21 protein-coding genes are annotated in these 21,067 nt (G+C 70.1%); 12 read left to right on the top strand and 9 right to left on the bottom strand.

Annotation, left to right across the window (positions count from 1 at the left end; genetic code table 11):
• Positions 1 to 8: 8 nt before the first annotated feature.
• The 5 genes from BDD16_RS02455 to BDD16_RS02475 all read right to left on the bottom strand — a co-directional run bounded on the left by BDD16_RS02455 (position 9) and on the right by BDD16_RS02475 (position 5,820).
• Positions 9 to 812: an enoyl-CoA hydratase/isomerase family protein gene (locus tag BDD16_RS02455; RefSeq protein WP_179632475.1), complete on the bottom strand. Its 804-nt coding sequence runs from the start codon at positions 810 to 812 to the stop codon at positions 9 to 11.
• Positions 813 to 879: 67 nt separating this feature from the next.
• Entirely contained in the window at positions 880 to 3,060 is a 2,181-nt protein-coding gene (locus BDD16_RS02460) for a M6 family metalloprotease domain-containing protein (protein WP_179632476.1), read from the bottom strand.
• 186 nt (positions 3,061 to 3,246) lie between these two features.
• A complete protein-coding gene (locus tag BDD16_RS02465; RefSeq protein WP_179632477.1) occupies positions 3,247 to 4,242 on the bottom strand; it encodes an SdiA-regulated domain-containing protein in 996 nt (331 codons plus the stop codon).
• Positions 4,243 to 4,257: 15 nt separating this feature from the next.
• Positions 4,258 to 4,929, bottom strand: a complete 672-nt coding sequence (locus tag BDD16_RS02470; RefSeq protein ID WP_179632478.1) for a lamin tail domain-containing protein — start codon at positions 4,927 to 4,929, stop codon at positions 4,258 to 4,260.
• Positions 4,930 to 5,046: 117 nt separating this feature from the next.
• Entirely contained in the window at positions 5,047 to 5,820 is a 774-nt protein-coding gene (locus BDD16_RS02475) for a sulfite exporter TauE/SafE family protein (RefSeq protein ID WP_179632479.1), read from the bottom strand.
• Between the two features lie 23 nt (positions 5,821 to 5,843).
• Between BDD16_RS02475 and BDD16_RS02480 the strand changes: the two genes are divergently transcribed.
• The 4 genes from BDD16_RS02480 to BDD16_RS02495 are packed head-to-tail and all read left to right on the top strand — an operon-like array spanning position 5,844 to position 9,161.
• Positions 5,844 to 6,275, top strand: coding sequence for a DUF1841 family protein (locus BDD16_RS02480; protein ID WP_179632480.1), 432 nt, complete (start codon positions 5,844 to 5,846; stop codon positions 6,273 to 6,275).
• Positions 6,272 to 7,477, top strand: coding sequence for a multidrug effflux MFS transporter (locus BDD16_RS02485; protein WP_179632481.1), 1,206 nt, complete (start codon positions 6,272 to 6,274; stop codon positions 7,475 to 7,477). Before BDD16_RS02480 ends, BDD16_RS02485 begins: the two co-directional genes overlap by 4 nt.
• 8 nt (positions 7,478 to 7,485) lie before the next feature.
• Positions 7,486 to 8,475 (top strand): tRNA (adenosine(37)-N6)-dimethylallyltransferase MiaA, encoded by a 990-nt coding sequence (gene miaA, locus BDD16_RS02490; RefSeq protein ID WP_179632482.1) that lies wholly within the window; start codon positions 7,486 to 7,488, stop codon positions 8,473 to 8,475.
• Positions 8,472 to 9,161 carry an ABC transporter ATP-binding protein gene (locus tag BDD16_RS02495; protein WP_310732883.1) on the top strand — a complete coding sequence of 230 codons (690 nt, stop codon included), beginning with the start codon at positions 8,472 to 8,474 and terminating at the stop codon, positions 9,159 to 9,161. The genes miaA and BDD16_RS02495 overlap by 4 nt, the downstream gene beginning before the upstream one ends.
• A gap of 14 nt (positions 9,162 to 9,175) precedes the next feature.
• On the opposite strand, the gene BDD16_RS02500 is transcribed toward BDD16_RS02495, so the two are convergent.
• Positions 9,176 to 9,985, bottom strand: a complete 810-nt coding sequence (locus tag BDD16_RS02500) for a GGDEF domain-containing protein (protein WP_179632483.1) — start codon at positions 9,983 to 9,985, stop codon at positions 9,176 to 9,178.
• A 95-nt stretch (positions 9,986 to 10,080) separates the two neighbouring features.
• On the opposite strand from BDD16_RS02500, the gene BDD16_RS02505 reads away from it, so the two are divergent.
• From BDD16_RS02505 to BDD16_RS02535, 7 genes are all read left to right on the top strand, one after another.
• Positions 10,081 to 12,615 carry an FtsX-like permease family protein gene (locus tag BDD16_RS02505; RefSeq protein WP_179632484.1) on the top strand — a complete coding sequence of 845 codons (2,535 nt, stop codon included), beginning with the start codon at positions 10,081 to 10,083 and terminating at the stop codon, positions 12,613 to 12,615.
• 7 nt (positions 12,616 to 12,622) lie between these two features.
• Positions 12,623 to 13,723: a lipocalin-like domain-containing protein gene (locus BDD16_RS02510; RefSeq protein ID WP_375139060.1), complete on the top strand. Its 1,101-nt coding sequence runs from the start codon at positions 12,623 to 12,625 to the stop codon at positions 13,721 to 13,723.
• 106 nt (positions 13,724 to 13,829) lie between these two features.
• Positions 13,830 to 14,225, top strand: a complete 396-nt coding sequence (locus BDD16_RS02515; RefSeq protein WP_310732870.1) for an OsmC family protein — start codon at positions 13,830 to 13,832, stop codon at positions 14,223 to 14,225.
• A 57-nt stretch (positions 14,226 to 14,282) separates the two neighbouring features.
• Positions 14,283 to 16,073: an ABC transporter transmembrane domain-containing protein gene (locus tag BDD16_RS02520; protein WP_179632486.1), complete on the top strand. Its 1,791-nt coding sequence runs from the start codon at positions 14,283 to 14,285 to the stop codon at positions 16,071 to 16,073.
• Positions 16,073 to 16,444, top strand: a complete 372-nt coding sequence (locus BDD16_RS02525; protein WP_179632487.1) for a PilZ domain-containing protein — start codon at positions 16,073 to 16,075, stop codon at positions 16,442 to 16,444. Before BDD16_RS02520 ends, BDD16_RS02525 begins: the two co-directional genes overlap by 1 nt.
• 44 nt (positions 16,445 to 16,488) lie before the next feature.
• The gene (locus BDD16_RS02530; RefSeq protein ID WP_179632488.1) at positions 16,489 to 17,334 is read left to right on the top strand and encodes a thymidylate synthase; all 846 of its coding nucleotides are present in this window, start codon (positions 16,489 to 16,491) and stop codon (positions 17,332 to 17,334) included.
• Positions 17,334 to 17,834, top strand: coding sequence for a dihydrofolate reductase (locus BDD16_RS02535; protein WP_179632489.1), 501 nt, complete (start codon positions 17,334 to 17,336; stop codon positions 17,832 to 17,834). The genes BDD16_RS02530 and BDD16_RS02535 overlap by 1 nt, the downstream gene beginning before the upstream one ends.
• A 14-nt stretch (positions 17,835 to 17,848) precedes the next feature.
• On the opposite strand, the gene BDD16_RS02540 is transcribed toward BDD16_RS02535, so the two are convergent.
• Positions 17,849 to 18,427, bottom strand: coding sequence for an NnrU family protein (locus tag BDD16_RS02540; RefSeq protein ID WP_179632490.1), 579 nt, complete (start codon positions 18,425 to 18,427; stop codon positions 17,849 to 17,851).
• A 94-nt stretch (positions 18,428 to 18,521) separates the two neighbouring features.
• On the opposite strand from BDD16_RS02540, the gene BDD16_RS02545 reads away from it, so the two are divergent.
• Complete coding sequence (locus BDD16_RS02545; protein ID WP_179632491.1) at positions 18,522 to 19,298, top strand: exodeoxyribonuclease III; 777 nt, start codon at positions 18,522 to 18,524, stop codon at positions 19,296 to 19,298.
• A 96-nt stretch (positions 19,299 to 19,394) separates the two neighbouring features.
• Here the strand turns inward: BDD16_RS02545 and BDD16_RS02550 are convergent, their stop codons facing one another.
• Both BDD16_RS02550 and BDD16_RS02555 read right to left on the bottom strand, forming a co-directional pair.
• Complete coding sequence (locus tag BDD16_RS02550; RefSeq protein WP_179632492.1) at positions 19,395 to 19,997, bottom strand: PEP-CTERM sorting domain-containing protein; 603 nt, start codon at positions 19,995 to 19,997, stop codon at positions 19,395 to 19,397.
• Between the two features lie 346 nt (positions 19,998 to 20,343).
• Positions 20,344 to 20,955: a PEP-CTERM sorting domain-containing protein gene (locus tag BDD16_RS02555; protein ID WP_179632493.1), complete on the bottom strand. Its 612-nt coding sequence runs from the start codon at positions 20,953 to 20,955 to the stop codon at positions 20,344 to 20,346.
• Between the last annotated feature and the right edge of the window lie 112 nt (positions 20,956 to 21,067).

Consider the following 21,067-nt stretch of genomic DNA (forward strand, 5'->3'; position numbering starts at 1 on the left):
GCCATGGCTCAGTTTCCGGTGAACTGGGGCTTGCGCTTCTCGATGAAGGCGGTGATGCCTTCGCGGTGGTCGGGGCCGGTGGCGTAGGCCGCGAACTCGGCGCGCTGGGCCTCGCTGAAATGGAACTGCGGCGCGACCAGGCGCAGCGCACGCTTGTTCAGCCGCGCCGCCCGCGGCGCGCCAGCGGCGATGCGCTGCGCGGTCGCTTCGGCTTCGGCGGCCACCTCGTCGTCGTAGACGACGCGCTGGACCAGCCCGCGGCGCAGCGCGGTTTCCGCGTCCAGCAGCCGCGCTTCGAGCAGGATCTCGGCGGCCGTCGCCAGCCCCGCCACCCGCGCCACGCCGGCCAGTTCGTCACACGCCATCGGGAACCCAAGCCGCGCGATCGGCGCACCGAACCGGCTCGACTGGCCCGCGATGCGCAGGTCGCACTGGCAGGCGATCTCCAGCCCGCCGCCGACGCAGGCCCGCTCGATCTGCGCCACCAGCGGGATGTCGCAGCGGTACATCGCGTCGAGCGCCGGGGCGACGATGTTCTCGTGGAAGTCGCGCAGCCGCGCCTCGTCGAAGCGGAAGGCCGGGAATTCCTCGATGTCGCCACCCGAGACGAAGGTGCCGCCCTCGCCACGCACGACCACGCAGCGCAATGTCGGTTCGCGCTCGGCCAGGCCGTCGAAGATCGCGCGCAGCGCGCGCCACATGGCGACGTTCACGGCGTTGAGCTTGCCGGGGTTGGAGAGGGTGACCAGCGCCACGTCGGGCAAGGTCGCGTGGCGTTCGTAGCGGACTTCGGGCAGCAGTTCGGCACTCATGGGACGGCTTCTTCGGAATCGAAAGAAGCCATCTTAGGGAATTTGCATCCCCGCAGGCTGCGGCCGCTCAGGGACCGACGAAGGTCGCGGTCACGGACTTCGCCCCGTCGATGGCCACACGGCAAGTGCCGGTGCCGGTGCAGGCACCACTCCAGCCAACGAAGCGCTGACCGCGCGCTGCCAGCGGCGTGAGTTGCAAGAGACTGCCGGCATCGCGCGGGAAGCTGCAGCCACTGAGGCAGGCCACCCCGTAGGGGAGTCTGCTCAGGCGTCCGGCACTGCCCGACTGGCGCACGTTCACCGCATACTGCTTCGGCGAGAACTGCGCCCGGACCGTCCGGGCAGCTGCCATGGTGACGGTGCAGGTCAGCCCGGCACCCGTGCAATGGCCCGACCAGCCAGCGAAGTCCGATTGTGCCGACGGCACAGCTGCCAGCGTCACCACGGTGCCGGCGGTGTAACGCACGCTGCACTTCGAACCGCAGTCCAGCCCGGAAGCCGCCCGCACGGCGCCACCGCCCTTGCCGGTGCGCGTCACCCCCAGCGCAAACGTCGGAAGCTCGAAGGAGGCCGTCACGGTGACGGCGGCACTCGGGCTGAGAACACAGACCAGGCTGGTGCCGCTGCAGGCCCCGCTCCAGCCGGTGAAGACCGAGCCACTGGCAGCTCTGGCGGTCAGCGTCACCCGGTTGCCACTGGCCACGCTGGAATCGCACACCGTGCCGCACTGGATGCCGGATGGTGATCCCGTGACCGTCCCGCTGCCCCCGCCCTGGCGGGTCACCTTGACGGAAACCGGCACGGTGACCAGGAAGGTGGCGGACATCGTCGCACCACCAGCCGCACCGATGCCGTTCATCGCCGCACCGGTGGTGGTGCCGTCGTAGCGGCTGGAGTTGGGTCTGGTGTCCCGGCCGAAGAGCCGGGATGCGGTGTAGAGATCACCCGGATCGGCCATCTGCCCCTGCGCGATCTGGTTCAGGCCATCGGCCTCGACCAGCGACAGCAGCTTGTGCGCGGTGTAGGAGTTGTTGTAGAGATAGTCGTAGCCCGAGGCGTTCAGCCGGGCATCGACATGCCACAGCGAGAGGCCGTCGCCGACAAAACCCGCGTCATTGCCCGCCGCACGGCGCCGGTACTGGGCGAGGAAGTACTCGGTGAAGGGGTTGGTGGCGGACGCCCCAGGCATGAACAGCACGGCATCCGGACTGGTGCCCGACGGGCGCAGGGCCACGGTGGCGCTGCCCCCCGCGACGACCCGGGGGGTCAGCCAGCCCAGCACGAACTTCGAGAACGCGTTGTGGTCCCCGAGGTTGCTGTGCATCATGTCGTAGCCCCCGGCGCCGCCCTTGGGGCCGACGGTGCCGTCGTAGTCGTAGTAGTCGGGCAACCCGAGCGCGTGGCCGGTCTCGTGGATGTCGACCTGCGGCTCGTAGAGCGGGTCGGTGTTGTACTTGCCACCCGCCCAGGACCAGACCACCTTGCGCACACGCTTGCCGCCATAGGTCTGCGTGCCGCCGTAGCCCGTCTGCTTGGCCCACCAGAACGAGGCCCAGGGGCCAGCCGGGCCGGCCCACTTGACGAACAGGGTGTCGAAGCTGCCGTCCCCGTCGTTGTCGTACTGGGCCATCGGGTGACCGGTGGCCTGCAAGGCACCGAGCGCCTCGTCGATGACCGCCGCCGTGCCGGCACGCTCGCCCAGCGCCTGGTAGTAGCTGCGGCTGTAGCGCGCCCGGTACCACGGCGCCACGTGGCCGCGCAGGTCCAGCTGGCCGTAGGACGAACGGTGGTAGTAGGCCCGCAGGCTCTCGTAGGGATAGCCGGGCACCGCCGGCCCCCCGACGCCGAACATGCGCTCCTCGATCAGCGCGGCCGTGTTGGCGGCCACGTGGGGCTGGTCGGGGAAATCGACCAGCAGCACGAGGATCTTCGGCGCACCGGTCGCCGGCAGCCCGCCGCCCCAGGCGGGTGGCGGGGTGTCGATCGAGATCGTTCCGTTCGCGCGCCCGGTGCGGTAGGCCAGCGTCGCGACCGTGGCCGGATCGAGCAGGTGGTTGCCCAAGCGCCGGGCTTGCTCAGCCTGGGTGGTGAGCTGCCCGCTGGCGCGCAGTTGCTCCAGTTCGGCATCACCGGGTGGTGCCAGCGCCCGGGCCGGCAGCGCCAGGGCGAAGAACAGGACAGTCAGCACAGGCGCGAGCGGGCGCATGAGGCGACGCAGCAGTGCGTGCACGGTCGTTCGGTGGATCACGGTGGCTCCCTGGGTCCGGCAAGAGGCGGTCAGGCCCTGAAAAGAGCCTGTCTCCCGCCTGTTTCGGCACTCAAGTTCCGCGACTTGACACGGATGTTCCGATCCCGGCGTTACCAGGGGAGAAAATCAGCCCCCCCCGCGGGGGCCGCAGCCCCCGCGCCCCCTGACCCGAAACCGTGTGGACAATCAGTCGCGGCGTGCAGACGCTGGACGACGCCCCTTGACCGCCAGCGCCACCAGACCCGCCAGCATCAGGGCATAGGTCTCTGGCTCCGGCACCGGCGAGAGCACGAACAGCCGCGAGTTCGGGTCCAGGCTGGCGCCGTTCTGCACCTGCTCGGCGACCAGGTAGATGACGCCGTTCTGGTCGATGGTCACACCCTCGATGGCGTTGTTCGGCGACACGGTCGAGAAGTCGAAGCTGCTCAGCACCTGGCCGGTGCGCGTGACTTCGACCAGCCGCTGCGAGCCCAGGCTGAACACCAGCAGGTTGTCGGCCCCCGCCGTGCCCGCCAGCGACGTCACGCCGGACAGCACCTGCACGTCCGACAGCGTCGCCAGGCCCATCAGCGCCGGGTCGAACAGGCTGGCCATCGTCGAGGTGCCGGAAACACCCGCAGCGAAGGTGAGCGTGCCGGCGAGGATGTCCTGCGGCGCTTCCTGCTTGATCGACACGAAGCTGCCGCCGTTGCGGGCGTCGTAGCTGATGCCTTCCATGCCACTGTTGCCGACCACCGCGTTGCTGATGGAGACGCCGCTGTTGGTCAGCACCGCCGTGCCGCCGTTGCCGAAGCTGAAGCGGTAGGCATCGACCAGGCGCTCCTCGCCGACGACCAGGACGCCGCCGCCGAGGTAGGTCAGGGCTTCGGTGTCGTGCTTGGTGCTGCCGGTGCCGGCCCAGTCGAAGGACATGCTGCCGAGGGTCTGACCGGTCAGCGACACCTCGATCACGCCGGTACCTTCATCGCCGACAAAGAAGAGCGTGCCACGGTCGCTGGCGAAGGTGACGGCAGAGGCTTCGAGGCCGGAGATGCTGCCGCCCAGACCAGTCTGCACGTCCAGCGCGTAGTTGCCAGTGACGGTGTAGTTGCCGAGGCCGAGGGAGGTGGCGGCGGACGCTGCACTGGCAAAACCACCAGCGAGCAGGAGGCCGAGGACCAGGGACTTGAGCTTGAAGCGCATGACGAGGCTCCCGCTTCAGCGCTGGCGGCGGGCGACCAGGCCCAGCACGCCCAGGCCCGCCAGCATCAGCGCGTAGCTTTCCGGCTCCGGCACGACGCCGGGCGAGCCGATGTCGGTCAGGCTGTTCATGGCCACGAACGCGCCCTGGATACCCGCGACGCTCAGTTGCGTCAGCGTGACGCCGTTCAGGCCGGCGGCGTTGTCGAAGGTCTGGTACGGCGACACTGCGTCCGACGCGCCGAAGGTCACCCCAGCCTGCAGGACACCCGCGGCGTTGAAGATGTTGACGGCATCGGCCGTGGCGCTCAGGCCGATGCCCGCACCGCTGTAGTAGCCGATCGCGAAGCCGGCCGGTGCGCTGGCGCCGAACCAGGTGGACACGAAGGTGGCGGCGGTGGTGGTCGTGCCTTCGACAAACACAGCAGACTGGCCGGCGGCCAGGCTGGTCAGGCCGGACAGGGCGACAGCGGAGGCGAAAGCCGCGCTGCTGTCGTCGACCTTCCAGCCCGTGAGATCGAGGGCGGATGCGCCCGTGTTGGTCAGCTCGAACCAGTCGGCGCCGACCGGCGAATTGCCGCTGCTCCAGGGCGCGACTTCGGTGATGCGGACGTCGGCTTGGGCGAACGTCGAGCTGAGGGCGAGCACTGCCGCCACGAGGCCGGTCAAAGGAAAGCGCTGGGAAGCCATGAACACTCCGGATTTGTAAGATATGACCGGCTCAGGCTAGGCAGCACTGATGTCTGTTCCGTGAAACCCGCCGCCATCCGCCACCCACCCCCCATGAACAAGGGAGACGCCCGGTGGTCAGCGAAACGCATCCCAGAGCAGCTTCCCCCCCGACAGCACCATCCCCGCCATCACCAGTCGGTAGAACAGCGTCGGCTTGACCCGCGACGCCAGCCGCACCCCCGTGAAGACCCCGGCCAGCACCACCGGCCCCAGCGCCAGCGAGGTACCCAGGTTGGTCAGGTCGATCAGGCCGAGCTGCCAGTACGGGATCCACTTAGACAGGTTCACCACCGTGAAGAACACCGCCATCGTGCCGCTGAAGCGCAGCGGCTCCAGCTTGAGCGGCAGCATGTAGAAGCTGATCGGCGGCGCACCCGCGTGCGCGATGAAGCTGGTGTAGCCCGACGCCGCGCCCAGCAGCCAGCCCAGCCCGCGGTGCGGTACGGGCACGTCGGCCTTGGGCGGGAAGTACAGCCGAAGTGCCACGAACAGCAGCGTCACCGCCCCGACGACGCCCGCCACGGCCTTGACCGGCATCAGCCCGAACGAGGCCCAGCCGATCAGGCTGCCCAGCAGACCCGCCGGGATCAGCAGCCGCAGCAGCCGCCAGTCCGCCTGCCGGATCAGCGCCGCGAGCCCGGAGAAATCCGCCAGACACAGCAGCGGCAGCATGATCGCCGCCGCCTGCGGCACGGGGATCGTCAGCGCCATCAGCGGCACCGCCAGCGCGCCGAAGCCGGCACCGAAGCCGCTCTTGGACAGTCCCATCAGAAAGACCGCCGGCACGGCCGCGGCGAAGAACATCGGGTCAGTGATCACGGGGGCAGGCCTCGGCGCGTCGCGGGACATCGGGAACGGGCGACAATTGTGGAATGTTTGCACCCAGCCAGAACGACGTCCGGACCTTCTTTTGCGAAGCGTGGCGCAAGCACCGCGCCGGTGAGCCGCTGTCCGCGATGGACACGCTGGCCGCGCAGTGGACCGAGCGCCACCCCGAGTACCACGCCGACCTGTCCGACCTGGAGGCCGCGCTGGCCGCCGTCTACACGGTCGACGCGGGCCGCACCAACCCGTTCCTGCACCTGTCGATGCACCTGAGCATCAGCGAGCAGGTCTCGATCGACCAGCCGCGCGGCATCCGGCAGGCGGTCGAGCTGCTCGCGGCGAAACGCGGTGACCTGCACGCCGCGCAGCACGAGGTGATGGACTGCCTGGGCGAGATGCTGTGGGAGTCGCAGCGCAGCGGCCAGCCGCCCGACCCGCACGCCTACCTCGACCGCGTCCGCCGCCGCGCCACGGCATGACGGCCGCGCCCCGGCGGCCCACCGCCCTCGTCGCCGCGGTCGCGCTGGCGCTGCTGCTCGGGCTGCAGCCCGTGACGACCGACCTCTACCTGCCCGCGCTGCCCGCGATCAAGGCCGAACTGCACGCCTCGATGCACGCCACGCAGCTGACGATGGCCGCGCTGCTGCTGGCCTTCGGTTTCGGGCAACTGGTGGCCGGACCGGTGGCAGACCGGTTCGGTCGCCGACCGGTGCTGCTGTCCACGCTCGCCGTCTACCTGCTGGCCAGCCTGAGCGCGGTGCTGGCGCAGAGCATCGAGGCGCTGGTGCTCGTGCGCATCGTGCAGGGCGTGACGATGGCCGGCGTGGTCGTCGTCGCGCGGGCGATGGTGCGCGATCTGTACGCGCCGCACGAAGGGGCCCGCATCATGTCGCTCGGCCAGTCCGGGCTGGGCGTGATCGCCATCACCAGCCCGCTGCTGGGCGGCTGGCTCACCGGGCATCTGGGCTGGCGCACCAACTTCATCGCCGTGGCGCTGATCGCGCTGGCCACGCTGGTCTTCGTCGCCACCCGTCTGCCCGAGACCATCCGCCAGAAGAACCCGCGGGCGCTGCACCCCGGCCCGCTGCTGGCCGCGTGGCGCACCGTCCTGACCAGCCCGACCTTCCACGCCTGGGCGGGGCTGTCGGCAGCGACCTACGGCGGGCTGTTCGTGTTCCTGGCGGGATCGTCGTTTGTCTACATGCAGGTGCTCGGGCTGGACGCGGCGCACTACGGGCTGGCGCTGTGCAGCAGCTCGGTCTCCTACCTCGCCGGCACCTTCGTCTGCCGGCGCTGGCTGGTGCGGCACGGCATGGCCGGGGCGGTCTGGCGCGCGGCTGGCTTCACACTGCTGGGTGGCCTGTCGATGGCGGCGCTGGCTGCGGCGGGCGTGCAGACAGTCTGGGCCATCCTCGTGCCGCAGCTGCTCTACGCCTTCGGGCACGGCACCCACCAGGCCTGCGGACAGACTGGCGCGGTCGGCCCCTTCCCGCAACAGGCGGGCGTGGCTGCGGCGCTGGCGGGATTCCTGCTGGCCGTGGTGGCCTTTTTCATCGGGCAGTGGCTGGGTCTGGCGCTGGACGGCACGACCCGCCCGCTGGCCTACGGCATCGCGGCCGGTTCGGTGGTCACGGCGCTGATCGCCTGGACCACGGTGCAGCGCCACGGAGGTGTGCATTGAGCGCCACCATGGTCCCCGCCACCCCGACCACCTTCGCGCTGGCCGGCCCGACCGCCAGCGGCAAGACCGCCGCCGCACTCGCGATCGCCCGCGCCTGCCGTGACCGCGGTCTGCCGCCGGTGGAGATCATCAGCGTCGACTCGGCGCTGGTCTACCGCGGCATGGACATCGGCACCGCCAAGCCCTCGGCGGCGGAACTCGCCGAGGTGCCGCACCACCTGGTCGACGTGATCGAGCCGACCGCCGCCTACTCCGCCGCTGAATTCGTCACCGACACGCGCCGGCTGATCGGCGAGATCCACGCCCGCGGCGCCCGCGCGCTGCTGGTGGGCGGCACGATGCTGTATTTCAAGGCGCTGTTCGACGGCATCGACGCGCTACCGGTGGCCGACCCCGCCGTGCGCGCCGCGCTGGACGAGCGCGCCCGCGCCACCGGCTGGCCGGCGATGCACGCGCTGCTGGCGGCGGTCGACCCGGTCACCGCCGCGCGGCTCTCGCCCAACGACGCGCAGCGCATCCAGCGGGCGCTGGAGGTGTGGCAGGTCAGCGGCCAGCCGCTCTCCAGCTTCCACACCGGCCGCTTCGACCGCACCGCCGCCGCGGACGCCGCCGACACGCCCCCCGAATTCCCGCTGCTCTCGCTGGAGCCGACCGACCGCGCCTGGCTGCACGCCCGCATCGCCCAGCGCTTCGCGGCGATGCTGGAACAGGGCCTGATCGCCGAGGTGCAGCGCCTGCGCGCCCGCGGTGATCTGCACCCGGAGCTGCCGTCGATGCGCTGCGTCGGCTACCGGCAGACCTGGGAGATGCTCGACGGCCTGTGGCCCGCGGCGCAGCTCATGGACAAAGGCATCGCTGCCACGCGGCAGCTCGCCAAGCGCCAGATCACCTGGCTGCGCGGCATGGCGCAGCGCGAGGTGATCGCCTGTGACAGCGGCGATCCGGTGGCGGCGGTGCTGGCCCGGGTGATGCCCGTGCTGGAACGGGAAGCGCCGTGACCCACCCCACCCCGCCCGACGCCCCGCTGCTGCGCATCACCGGCCTCGGCAAGCGCTACGGTGAGACCAGCGTCTTCCACAACGTGCGGCTGACGATGCAGCGCGGCGAGGTGGTGGCCCTCGTGGGGGAATCCGGCGTCGGCAAGTCCACGCTGCTGAACTGCATCGCCGGGCTGGACCGCGCGGACACCGGCACGGTCGAGATCACCGGCCGCGACGTGGGCCGCCTGAGCGAGCGCGAGGCGGCGCTGCTGCGGCGGGCGTCGCTGGGTTTCGTGTTCCAGGCCTTCCATGTGCTGCCACACCTGAGCGTCGCGGACAACGTCGGCCTGCCGCTGATGCTGCAGGGCTGGCGCGACCGGGACGCCATCACCGCCCGCGTGCAGGGCGTGCTGGAGGACGTCGGCCTGGGCGCGCTGGGCCAGCGCCGGCCGCGCGAGCTGTCCGGCGGGCAGTTGCAGCGTGTGGCCATCGCGCGGGCGCTGGTGCACCGGCCGGCGCTGATCCTGGCCGACGAGCCGACCGGCAACCTCGACCCGACCACCGCGCAGCGCGTGCTGGACCTGCTGTGCGACCAGGCGCGGCGCCATGGCGCGGGCTGCCTGATCGTGACCCACTCGGAAGCGGCAGCAGCACAGGCCGACCGGGCGCTGCGGCTGCGGGCCGACGGGGTCGAGGCACGCTGATGCGTGGCCGCCGCTCAGGCCTCGATCGGCGCCGGCTGGGTGTGCACGCGGTTGCGGCCCGAGCGCTTGGCGTCGTAGAGCGCCTGGTCCGCCGCCTGGATGAGGATGTCGAGCGTCGGCGTGCTGCGGCTCAGCGCCACGGCCCCCAGGCTGATCGTCACCGCGCCGGGCCGCGGCTGGTCCGGCAGGCGCAGGTCGGCAGCGACCGCATTGCGCATGCGCTCGGCCAGCCGCACCGCCTCGCGCTGCCCGGTTTCGGGCAGCAGCACGATGAACTCCTCGCCACCGAAGCGCGCGAGCAGGTCGGTCTTGCGCAGCGTGCCCTGGCAGGCGCGTGCGATCTCGATGAGCGCCTGGTCGCCACACTGGTGGCCGTGGCGGTCGTTGATGGCCTTGAAGTGGTCCACGTCGATCAGCACCACGGCCATCGGCCTGGCGTGGCGCGTGGCGCGCTCGAATTCCAGCGCGGCGACCTGCATGAAACAGCGCCGGTTGCGCACACCCGTGAGCGAATCGGTCATCGCCAGCTCTTCCAGCCGGCGCATGGCCTGGTCCAGCGCCACGATCAGCTGGAGCGTGTAGCCCGCGCACAGCGAGGCGATCGGCACCGGCACCAGCGCCGCGATGATCAGGCCCTGGCTCTGCAAGGACCAGCCCGACACCAGATGCCAGGCCAGCGTCAGCACCTCCGACGCCACCACGCTCAGCCCGACCAGCACCACCGTGGCCCGCTGCACGCCGACACGCCGCACCCAGCGCGCCACGGCCTGCAACAGCGGGCTGATGTCGGGTGGCGCGGTGGCGGAATCGGCGAGCGGTGTCATGGTCTGTGGAATTGTGCCCGCGGACCAGGCACCATTCAGTACCGATCTGCGGGCCAACCCCCGCATTTCTCCACAAAGACGGCTAGATCCGGCCCATGCACCTGCGCGACACGCTGCACCTGATCGCCCGCGAGGCGCGCCACCACCCGGGCCGTGTCGGCGTGGCCCTGCTGGCGATCGCGCTGGGCGTGGCGCTGGCCTTCGCGGTGCACCTGATCAATGCGTCGGCGCTGGCCGAGTTCGGGCAGGCGGTGCGCTCGGTCAACGGCCAGCCGGATGTGGAACTGCGCCCCGTCGGCCGCAGCGGGCTGGACGAGGCGCTCTACGCCCGCGTCGCCGAGCAGGCCGGGGTCGCGCTGGCCAGCCCGGTGATCGAGCTGGACACCTACGCGCTCGACACCCAGGGCCGCAAGCGCGGGCTGAAGCTGATCGGCCAGGACGCGCTGGTGGCCGCCGCGCTGGCCCCTGCCCTGCTGCCGCGGCCGGACCCGGCGCTGCGGGACGGCCCCCGGCTGGCCCTGCTCGATCCGGACCGGGTATTCCTGAACCCGGCGGCGCAGCGGCTGTTCGGTGTGAACGCCGGCGAATCGCTGCGGGTGCAGTCCGGCAACCGGCTGGTGGCGCTGACGGTGGGCGGCAGCGTCAGCGCCGACACCGGGCCGCTGGCGGTGATCGACCTGGCCGGCGCGCAGGTGCACTTCGACCGGCTCGGGCAACTGAGCCGGATCGACCTCCGCCTGCAGCCGGGCGCCGACCGCGAGGCGGTGCTGCGCGCGCTGGCGTTGCCGGACACCGTGCGCGCCGCGGCGCCGGACGAGGCGGCGCAGCGCGTGTCCAACCTCTCGCGCGCCTACCGCGTCAACCTCACCGTGCTCGCGCTGGTGGCGCTGTTCACGGGGGCGTTCCTGGTGTTTTCGGTGCAGTCGCTGGCGGTGGCCAAGCGGGTGCCGCAACTGGCGCTGCTCGGGGTGCTGGGCATGCACGCCCGCGAGCGGCTGGTGCTGGTACTGACCGAGTCGGCGCTGCTGGGCGTCGTCGGCGCCGGGCTGGGGCTGGCGCTGGGCACGGGGCTGGCGATGCTCGCGCTGCAGGTGCTCGGCGGTGATCTGGGCAGCGGGATGCTGGGGGGATCGGCGCCGGCGCTGCAGTGGTCGAGCGGCGCGGCGCTGGTCTATGGCGGACTCGGTCTGGCCGCCGCGCTGGCCGGTGGATGGCAGCCGGCGCGCATGGCGGCCGAGCTGTCGCCCGCGCAGAGCCTCAAGGGCCTCGGCGGCCACGACCAGGCCCTGCGGCGCCCGTGGCTCGGGCCGGCGCTGATGGCGGCTGGGGTCGCGCTGGCCTTCGTGCCGCCGCTGGGCGAACTGCCGCTGGCCGCCTACGGCGCGGTCGCCCTGCTGCTGCTGGGCGGGATCATGGCGGTGCCGCTGCTGGTCGGCGCGCTGATGGGCCGCCTCACGCCGCCGCGGCACCCGATCGCGCTGCTCGCCATCGAGCGCGCCCGCGACCAGCGCGCCAGTGCCACGATCACCGTCGCGGGCGTCGTCGCCAGCCTGGCGCTGTCGGTGGCGCTGACCGTGATGGTGGCGAGCTTCCGCGACTCGGTCACGCACTGGCTGGACGAGGTGCTGCCCGCCGATCTCTACGCCCGCACCGCCACCACCACCGCGCAGGCCGACAGCGCCTACCTCGACCCCACGTTCGTGCAGGCCGCGGCGGCACTGCCCGGTGTCGCGCGGGTGCAGGCGCAGCGGGTCGTGGCCGTCTCGCTCGACCCGGCGCGCGCCGCGGTGGCGCTGATCGCCCGCGAGGTCGGCGATGCGGCGCGGACGCTGCCGCTGGTCGGATCGCTGCAGCCGCCTTCACCCGGTGGACCGGCTGGGTTGCCCGATGTCTATGCCAGCGAAGCGGTGCTCGCGCTCTACGGCGTGCAGGCCGGGCAGACCCTGCGCCTGCCGCTGCCGGACGGGCGCACGGCCGAGGTGCGCATCCGCGGCGTCTGGCGCGACTACGCCCGTCAGCAAGGCTCGCTGGTCATCGACCGCAGCGACTGGCAGCGGCTGACCGGCGACGACAAGGTCAACGACCTCGCGCTGTGGCTGGCGCCCGGCGCGGGGGTGGCGCCGGTGCAGACCGGCTTGCGGGCGCTCGCTGCGGATCCGGCGCTGCTGGAGATCGCGACGCCGGCCGAGATCCGCGCCGTCTCGCTGGCCATCTTCGACCGCAGTTTTGCCGTGACGGTCTGGCTGCAGGCGGTGGCGATCGTGATCGGGCTGTTCGGCATCGCGGCGAGTTTTTCGTCGCAGGTACTGGCGCGGCGGCGCGAGTTCGGCGCGCTGCAGCACCTCGGCACCACGCGGGCGCAGGTGCTGACACTGGTCTGTGCCGAGGGCGCGCTATGGACAGCGGTCGGCGCGCTGCTCGGGCTGGCGCTCGGGCTGGCGGTGAGCGTGGTGCTGGTCAAGGTGGTCAATCCGCAGAGCTTCCACTGGACGATGGAGCTGGCGCTGCCGTGGTGGCGGCTGGGGGCGCTGGTGCTGGCAGTGCTGGTGGCCGGTGCGGTGACAGCGTGGTTCTCAGGACGGGCCGCGGCGTCGCACGACATGGCGCTGGCGGTGAAGGAGGACTGGTGACATGGGGATGGACCGACGACACCTGATGCAGTGGCTGGCCGGGTCGCTGCTGCCGCTGTCCGCCATGGCGCAAACACAGGCGCTGGGCGTGCGACGCCGGCCGCTGGTCTTCCCCGCCGACTTCGGCAGCCACCCCGACACGCAGACCGAGTGGTGGTACGCCACCGGCTGGCTGGCCACGCCGGAACGTCCGAGCGAGCCGACACACGGTTTCCAGATCACCTTCTTCCGCTCGCGCACCGAGGTCGCCGCCGACCACCCGAGCGCGTTCGCAGCGAAACAACTCGTCTTCGCGCACGTCGCGCTGACCGACCTGAGCGAACGCCGGCAGCGGCACGACCAGCGCATCGCCCGCGCCGGCTTCGGGCGGGCGGACAGCGCGGTCGGCGACACGCGGGTACACCTGGGCGACTGGCACCTGCGCCGCCACGGCGAACCAGCGAGCAGCCGCTACGACGCCACGATCGCCAGCCCCGCGCTCGGCGGCACGCTCGCGCTGTCGATGCAGACCACCCAGCCGCTGCTGCTGCAGGGCGACGCCGGCTATTCCCGCAAAGGCCCCGGCGCCGCGCAGGCCAGCCATTACTACAGCCAGCCGCAACTCGCCGTCACCGCCACGCTCACGCCCCCCGGCCAGCCCGCCCGCCCCCTGCGCGGCACCGCCTGGCTCGACCACGAGTGGAGCGACTCCGTGCTCGACCGCGACGCGGTGGGCTGGGACTGGATCGGCATCAACCTGACGGACGGCAGCGCGCTGACCGCGTTCCGGCTGCGGCGGGCGGATGGCTCGGCGCTGTGGGCGGGTGGGTCGTGGCGGGCGGCAGGCGGCGCGGCGCGGGCGTTCGGCCCGGACGAGGTGCGCTTCACGCCGCAGCGCGTGTGGGCGAGTCCGGCGACGGGCGGGCGCTACCCGGTGCAGTGGCTCGTCGAGACGCCGGCCGGGCGCTGGACGGTGCAGGCGCTGCTCGATGCGCAGGAACTCGACAGCCGCGGCAGCACAGGGACGGTGTACTGGGAAGGCTTGAGCGAGCTGCTCGACGGTGGCGGCGCGCGGGTCGGGCTGGGCTATCTGGAGATGACGGGGTATGTCGGGCGGCTGTCGATCTGAAGATCCACAATGCAGGTCCCGCCCCCACCCGCCGAGCCCACTCCACCATGGACGCCGACACCCTCCGCTCCCGCCAGGCCCCCGTCAAGGCCGGCTCGGCGAAGGCGTGACCTGCCGCATCGACACAGGCCGCGCGCTGGTCACCGCCGGCATCCACCCGGCCGCGGGCGGCGACGGTCTGGGCGCCTGCTCGGGCGACATGCTGCTCGAAGCGCTGGTGGCCTGCGCCGGGGTGACGATGAACGCGGTCGCCACGTCGATGGGCCTCACGCTGCGCGAGGCCACAGTCCGCGCCGAAGCCGACTTCGACGCCCGCGGCACGCTGGGCGTCGCCAAGGACGCGCCGGTCGGGCTGCAGAACCTGCGCATGACGTTCGCCTTCGACACCGATGCCAGCGACGAGCAGGTCGCCACGCTGCTGAAGCTGACCGAGCGCTACTGCGTCATCTACCAGACGCTGGCGCACCCGCCGGTGATGAGCGTCTCGCGCCGGACGGCCTGAACCCCGCCACGGACAGCGCACAGCAGGCAACGGCGGGCGCGCCTACACTCGGCCCCCATGCCTGCTGCCACCACCGAACGCCCCCGCGCCGCCACCCCGCGCTCGCTCTCCGGCCTCAAGCCCTTCCTCTGGCCCTACCGGCTGCAGATCGCGCTGGCCGGCCTGTTCCTCGTGCTGGCCGCCGTCAGCACGCTGGTGTTCCCGATGGCGCTGCGCTCGCTGATCGACCAGGGCCTCGTCGCCACCGACCCGGGCGAGCGGGTGATGGCGCTGCGCGAACATTTCCTGGCGCTGTTCGCAGTCGGCGCCGCACTCGGCGTGTTCTCGGCGTCGCGCTTCTACATGGTGAGCTGGCTCGGCGAGCGCGTCACCGCCGACCTGCGCAACGCCGTCTACGCCCACGTCGTGCGCCAGAGCCCCGAGTTCTTCGAGACGACGCAGACCGGCGAGGTGCTGTCGCGGCTGACCACCGACACGACGCTGGTGCAGAGCGTCGTCGGCTCCAGCCTGTCGATGGGGCTGCGCAACACGGTCATGGGCCTCGGCGCGATGGTGATGCTGATCGTCACCAACCCGCTGGTGATGGCGCAGGTGCTGGGCATCCTGGTGCTGGTCGTGCTGCCGTCGCTGTACTTCGGCCGCCGCGTGCGCAAGCTCAGCCGCGCCAGCCAGGACCGCGTCGCCGACACCAGCGCCATCGCGGCCGAGGTGCTCAACGCCATTCCCGTCGTGCAGAGCTACACGCAGGAAACCCGCGAAGCCGCCCGCTTCGACGCCGCCACCGAGGACGCCTTCGAGACCGCCCGCAAACGCACCCGCGTGCGCGCCTACCTCGTCGCGTTCATCATCACCGCCACCTTCGGCGCGCTGCTGTGGGGCCTGTACCAGGGGACCGAAGCGGTGATGGAAGGCCGCATCAGCGCCGGTCACCTCGGGCAGACCGTCGTCTACGTGATCATCCTGGTGAGCAGTGTCGCGGTGCTGTCGGAGGTGTACGGCGACCTGCTGCGGGCGGCCGGCGCCACCGAGCGGCTGATGGAGCTGCTGGCCACGCGCTCGCCCGTGGCGGATCCGGTCCAGCCGCTGGCGCTGCCGTCGGCCCATGGCGGCTCGGCGGTGCGCTTTTCGGCGGTGAACTTCCACTACCCCTCGCGCCCGAGCCAGCCGGCGCTGGTCGACTTCGACCTGACCCTGCACCCCGGTGAGACGGTGGCGCTGGTCGGGCCGAGTGGCGCGGGCAAGAGCACGGTGCTGCAGTTGCTGCTGCGCTTCTATGACGCGCAGTCCGGCGCCATCACGCTCGACGGCGTGGACGTGACCCAGGTGTCGCTGGACGACCTGCGGGGACGGGTGGGCATCGTGCCGCAGGACAGCACGATCTTCTCGGCCAACGCGATGGAGAACATCCGCTATGGCCGCCCGGAGGCGAGCGACGCCGAAGTAGTCGCCGCCGCGAAGGCCGCACACGCGCACGACTTCCTGACCGCCCTGCCCGAGGGCTACCAGACCTTCCTCGGTGAGCGCGGCGTGCGCCTGTCCGGCGGCCAGCGCCAGCGCATCAGCATCGCGCGCGCCATGCTCAAGAACCCGCCGCTGCTGCTGCTCGACGAAGCCACCAGCGCGCTTGACGCCGAGAGCGAACGCATGGTGCAGGCGGCCCTGGAAGCCGCGATGAAGAACCGCACCACGCTGGTGATCGCCCACCGGCTGGCGACGATTCAGCAGGCCGACCGCATCGTGGTGCTCGATCACGGCAGGATTGCGGAGGAAGGCACCCATTCCGAACTGGTTCAACGTGGTGGTTTGTATGCCAAGCTAGCGGCAATGCAATTCAACCTGGCGACATGATGGCCACCACCACCGCCGAGCGCGGCACGATCGAAAGCCGCAAGGAACCCCGATACAGCGTCACCTGGCGTGGGCGACTGATCATGCCCAACGGGCAGGTGCAGGAAGTGCGGGTGCGCGACATCTCCGAAAAAGGCGTCGGCCTGCTCGCCGACCAGCCGCTGCCGAGCAACACGGTCATGCAGCTGGTGCTGGGCGTGCCGGACCTGCAGGACATGACACGCATCATGGCGGTGCCCGTGCGCATCAACTCGGCCTATGTCGTGATGCAGAGCCATGACTTCCGCGTCGGCGGCACCTGGATCGATCTGAGCGTGGGGGTGCGCAGCCTGCTGCAGGACTGGATGCGCAAGCTCAGCTACAAGCTCTGAACAGAGCGGCTCCCTATAATTCGCGGTTTTCCTGACCGCCGCCCATGCCAGTCTCCTCCGCCGACGCCCTGACCCCGCCACCCGTGCGCCCGGTCCGCACGCAGTACGAAGACCTGATGCGCCATGTGCACACGCACGGCGTCCTGAAGAGCGACCGCACCGGCACCGGCACGCGCAGCGTCTTCGGCCACCAGATGCGCTTCGACCTGCGCGAAGGCTTTCCGCTGGTCACGACCAAGAAGGTCCACCTGCGCTCGATCATCCTGGAGCTGCTGTGGTTCCTGCGTGGCGAGTCGAACGTGCAGTGGCTGCAGGACCGCGGCGTGACGATCTGGGACGAATGGGCCCGCGACGACGGCGACCTCGGCCCGGTCTACGGCGTGCAGTGGCGCTCCTGGCCGACGCCCGATGGCGGCCACATCGACCAGATCGCCGAGGTCGTGCAGCAGCTCAAGACCAACCCGGACTCGCGCCGCATCCTCGTCAGCGCCTGGAACGTGGCCGAACTGAACCGGATGGCGCTGATGCCCTGTCACGCGCTGTTCCAGTTCTATGTGGCAGAAGGCCGCCTGAGCTGCCAGCTCTACCAGCGCAGCGCGGACATCTTCCTGGGCGTCCCGTTCAACATCGCCAGCTATGCCCTGCTGACCCACATGCTGGCGCAGCAATGTGATCTGGAGGTCGGTGACTTCATCTGGACCGGCGGCGACTGCCACCTCTACAGCAACCACACCGAGCAGGTCGAGACCCAGCTGGCCCGCACGCCCTGCCCCTACCCGACGCTGAAGATCCGGCGCAGGCCGGAGTCGATCTTCGACTACGCCTTCGAGGACTTCGAGGTGCAGGACTACCAGCACCACCCGGCGATCAAGGCGCCGGTGGCGGTGTGATGGCACGGCCGCAGATCTGCCTGATCGCAGCGGTCGCCCGCAACGGCGTGATCGGCCGCGACAACGGCCTCGTCTGGCACGACCCGATCGACGCGAAGCACTTCCGCACCACGACGATGGGCTGCCCGGTCATCATGGGCCGCAAGACCTGGGACTCGCTGCCGGCGAAGTTCCGGCCGCTGCCGGGCCGGCGCAATCTCGTCGTGACCCGCCAGCCGCACTGGGCCGACACCGAGGCCGCCCGCGGCGCGGACGTGGTGTTCAGTCTGGACGCGGCGCTGGCCGCCATCGCGCAGGCCGAAGCGCCACGCGTGTTCGTGATGGGCGGCGGCGAGCTGTACGCGCAGGCCCTGCCCCATGCCGACGTGCTGGAGCTGACCGAGATCGACGCCGACCTCGACGGCGACGTGCGCTTTCCGGACTGGCCACGCGACGCGTTCGAGGAAATCGCCCGGACACCGCACCCGGGCTTCTCGTTCGTGACCTACCGCCGCCGCTGACCCGCCGCTGCACCTCAGCCGAAGGGCCGCACACCGATCAGCGGCCCGTGCAGCCACAGGGTGAAGATGATCCACGCGAAGATGCCGACAAAGGCGGTGATCACGTCACGCCCGGAATGGAGGGGCAGCGGCCTGTTGCCCGCCGCACGGTCGCGCTGGCGTGCCGCGCGGTACGACAGCACGGCCCAGAGCAGGAAACTGCCGAACAGCACCACATCGGCCACCCGCCCGTTGGCCAGCAGGTGCGCCAGCGCCCAGACCTTCACCCCCAGCACCATCGGGTGGCGGACCTTGGCCTTCAGCCGCGAACCGGGCACGTAGGCGGCCGTGAGCAGCACGAAGGACAACAGCATCAGCAATGCCGCGATGTGGCGCGTGGCGATCGGCGGCATCCACAGAGGCACCGAATCGACCCGCGCCGCGCCGTAGCCCCAGACCACCATCGCCAGTCCCGCCAGCGACAGCACCGAATAGACCGCCTTCCAGCCAAGGGGCCCAAGGCGACGGATCTGGCCGGCCCGCCAGTCGTCGGCAAAGATCCTGACCGAGTGGCACCCGAGGAACAGCATCAAACCCAGTATCAAGACGGTCACGGCATCGGTCCTTCCATGGTGAGCAACAGCGCGCGAGTATCCCGCAACCCCGGCCCGCCGCCGACCGACCCGCATCCTGCGGCATCATCACGCCATGAAGATCGCCACCTGGAATGTGAACTCCCTCGCCGTGCGGCTGCCGCAGGTGCTCGACTGGCTCGCGCAAGAGCAGCCGGATGTGCTGGTCCTGCAGGAGACCAAGCTCACCGACGACAAATTCCCTGCCGACGCGCTCGCTGACGCCGGCTACCAGAGCCTCTGGTTCGGGCAGAAGACCTACAACGGTGTGGCATTACTCGCCCGCAAGGGTCTGGCCGTGGCGGACGAGGTCCGCAACATCCCCGGATTCGAGGATCCGCAGGCGCGGGTGATCGCGGCCACGGTCGACGGGGTGCGTGTCATCGGCGCCTATTTCCCGAACGGACAGGCGCCGGACAGCGACAAGTTCACCTACAAGATGGCCTGGCTGGAGGCGCTGAACCGCTGGATCGCCACCGAATTGCAGACCCACGCATCGCTGGCATTGCTGGGCGACTACAACATCGCCCCGGAAGACCGCGATGTGCATGACCCGGTCGCCTGGGCCGGACAGATCCACTGCACCCCCGAGGAACGCGCTCGCTTCCAGGCGCTGCAGGCGCTGGGGCTGCAGGATGCATTCCGGCTGTTCGAACAGCCGCCGCGCAGCTGGAGCTGGTGGGACTACCGCAATCTGGCCTTCCGGAAGAACCAGGGTCTGCGCATCGACCACATTCTGGTCAGCCCGCCGCTGGTGGCCCGCACCACCAGCTGCCGAATCGACAAGACGCCCCGCAAGAACGAACGTCCGAGTGACCATGCCCCGGTGCTGATCGAACTGGACGGCGCCTGACCGGACTGGACCGGGGATGCAAAAAAAAGCGCCCCGTGAGAGGCGCTGTCAATGTCATACCAGGGAGAAACTCGTTGCACCCGAAGGTGCCAGGAATCAGGCGCGGGACTTCAGGCGGCGACGGCTCATCAGACCGAGTGCGCCGAGACCGCCCAGCATCATGGCGTAGCTCTCGGGCTCAGGCACTGGTGCGGCAATCTGCGTGATGGCCACGTTGTCGATGGTCAGGTTGCCATTGAAGGTCGGGGGCAGCGGCGTCGTGCCGAAATACAGGCGGTAGTTGTCGGTGCTGGTCAGCGCGAACGAGGTCGAGAATTGCGTCGTCGCAGCGTTCTGCACGAAGGCCTGCGCCACCGTGGACTGGGTGTTGTCGTTGTACAGCATCACATAGCCGTCACCGACCGTGTCGAACGTCAGCTGGTAGTTGCCGGCCGACGACGCAGCGAAACTCGACCAGATCACGTCCCCGCCAGCAACCTGGGCCATCTGGTTGCCACCCACATCGACGACCTTCGACGACCCACCCAGCCAGCCCCACTGGACGCTGTTCCAGCCCAGGCTGGAGAACGTGTCGAAGGTGTCGGTCGCCACGGTCGACAACTCGAAGTCGGCGTTGGCGATGGCAACCTGTGCATGGGCGCCAGCAGCCCCGAAGGCGAGCAGCAGTGCGGCAGCGGTGGAAACAAGAGACTTGCGCATGAAAACTCCGTAAGGAAGGATGAAATGTGTGATCTATTCACCTGGACCGATGGTCGGTCACTTGAATTCAGTTTAGGTCGTCGACCCGAACTGCAATGCAAGATTAGCCCATTAATCGCCCGTCAAATGCCACCAATAAACTCCTGCCCCTGACCACGGGGTATTTCAAGCCCATACAGCCAGGTACCGGATAACCCCTGTGCAATATTCACTCCATCCCCTCGTCCACGCGCCTGTGATCAGGGGCTGGCGCAAATACGACGTGCGCGCAAGCACTTGCCGGACCACCCATGAAAAAACGCCCCGAAGGGCGTCTTTGATGAATGCCAGGAAATTCGCCGTGCGATCAGACGCTCTTGCGAATCCGGCGACGGCTCATCAGGCCCAGCGCGCCGAGTCCGGCCAGCATCATGGCGAAGCTCTCGGGTTCCGGCACCGGCGTGACGGCCGAGACCGACACGTTGTCCAGGTTCAGCGCCGGGTAGAAGTCCGGGGGCGTGACCATGCCGCCGAAATACAGCTTGTAGGAATCCCCACCCACCAGCGAAACCGGGCCAGTGGAGGAGGCCATCCAGCCAGCCGACGAAGCCAGCGCGGTCGGGGCGACCACGGAAGGCGTCCAGTTGCTGCCAGTCAGGCCCCACAGGCCGCCGCCCTGGAAATCGAAGCCGATGTTGTACTGGCCCGAGGTGGTCACGCTGAACGACGTGTAGAGGATGTCGCCCGACGCGATCTGGGCGAACTGGTTGCCACCGCTGTCAACCAGCTTGGTCAGACCCGTGCCGCCGCTGTAGAAACCCCAGTTCAGGTCCGAGAAGGACAGCGATGTCACGGTCGAGAACGAGTCCGTCGAGATATCAGGACTGTCGAACGTGCCGTTGGTCACCAGATTGTTGGCCTGGGCGCCCGTGGCGGCCAGCAGCAGGCCGGCGGCGATAGCAGAGATGGTCTTGCGCATTGAATGCTCCCGGTATGAGATGAAAGAAGAGGCCATGCCGAATTCGCCCGTCAGACAAGTAACCTGTCTTTTCGCGTCCAGCACTTCCACCTAGTCAGATTACTCCTGCCCC

The organism is Sphaerotilus montanus (assembly GCF_013410775.1).
GTDB lineage: Bacteria > Pseudomonadota > Gammaproteobacteria > Burkholderiales > Burkholderiaceae_C > Sphaerotilus > Sphaerotilus montanus.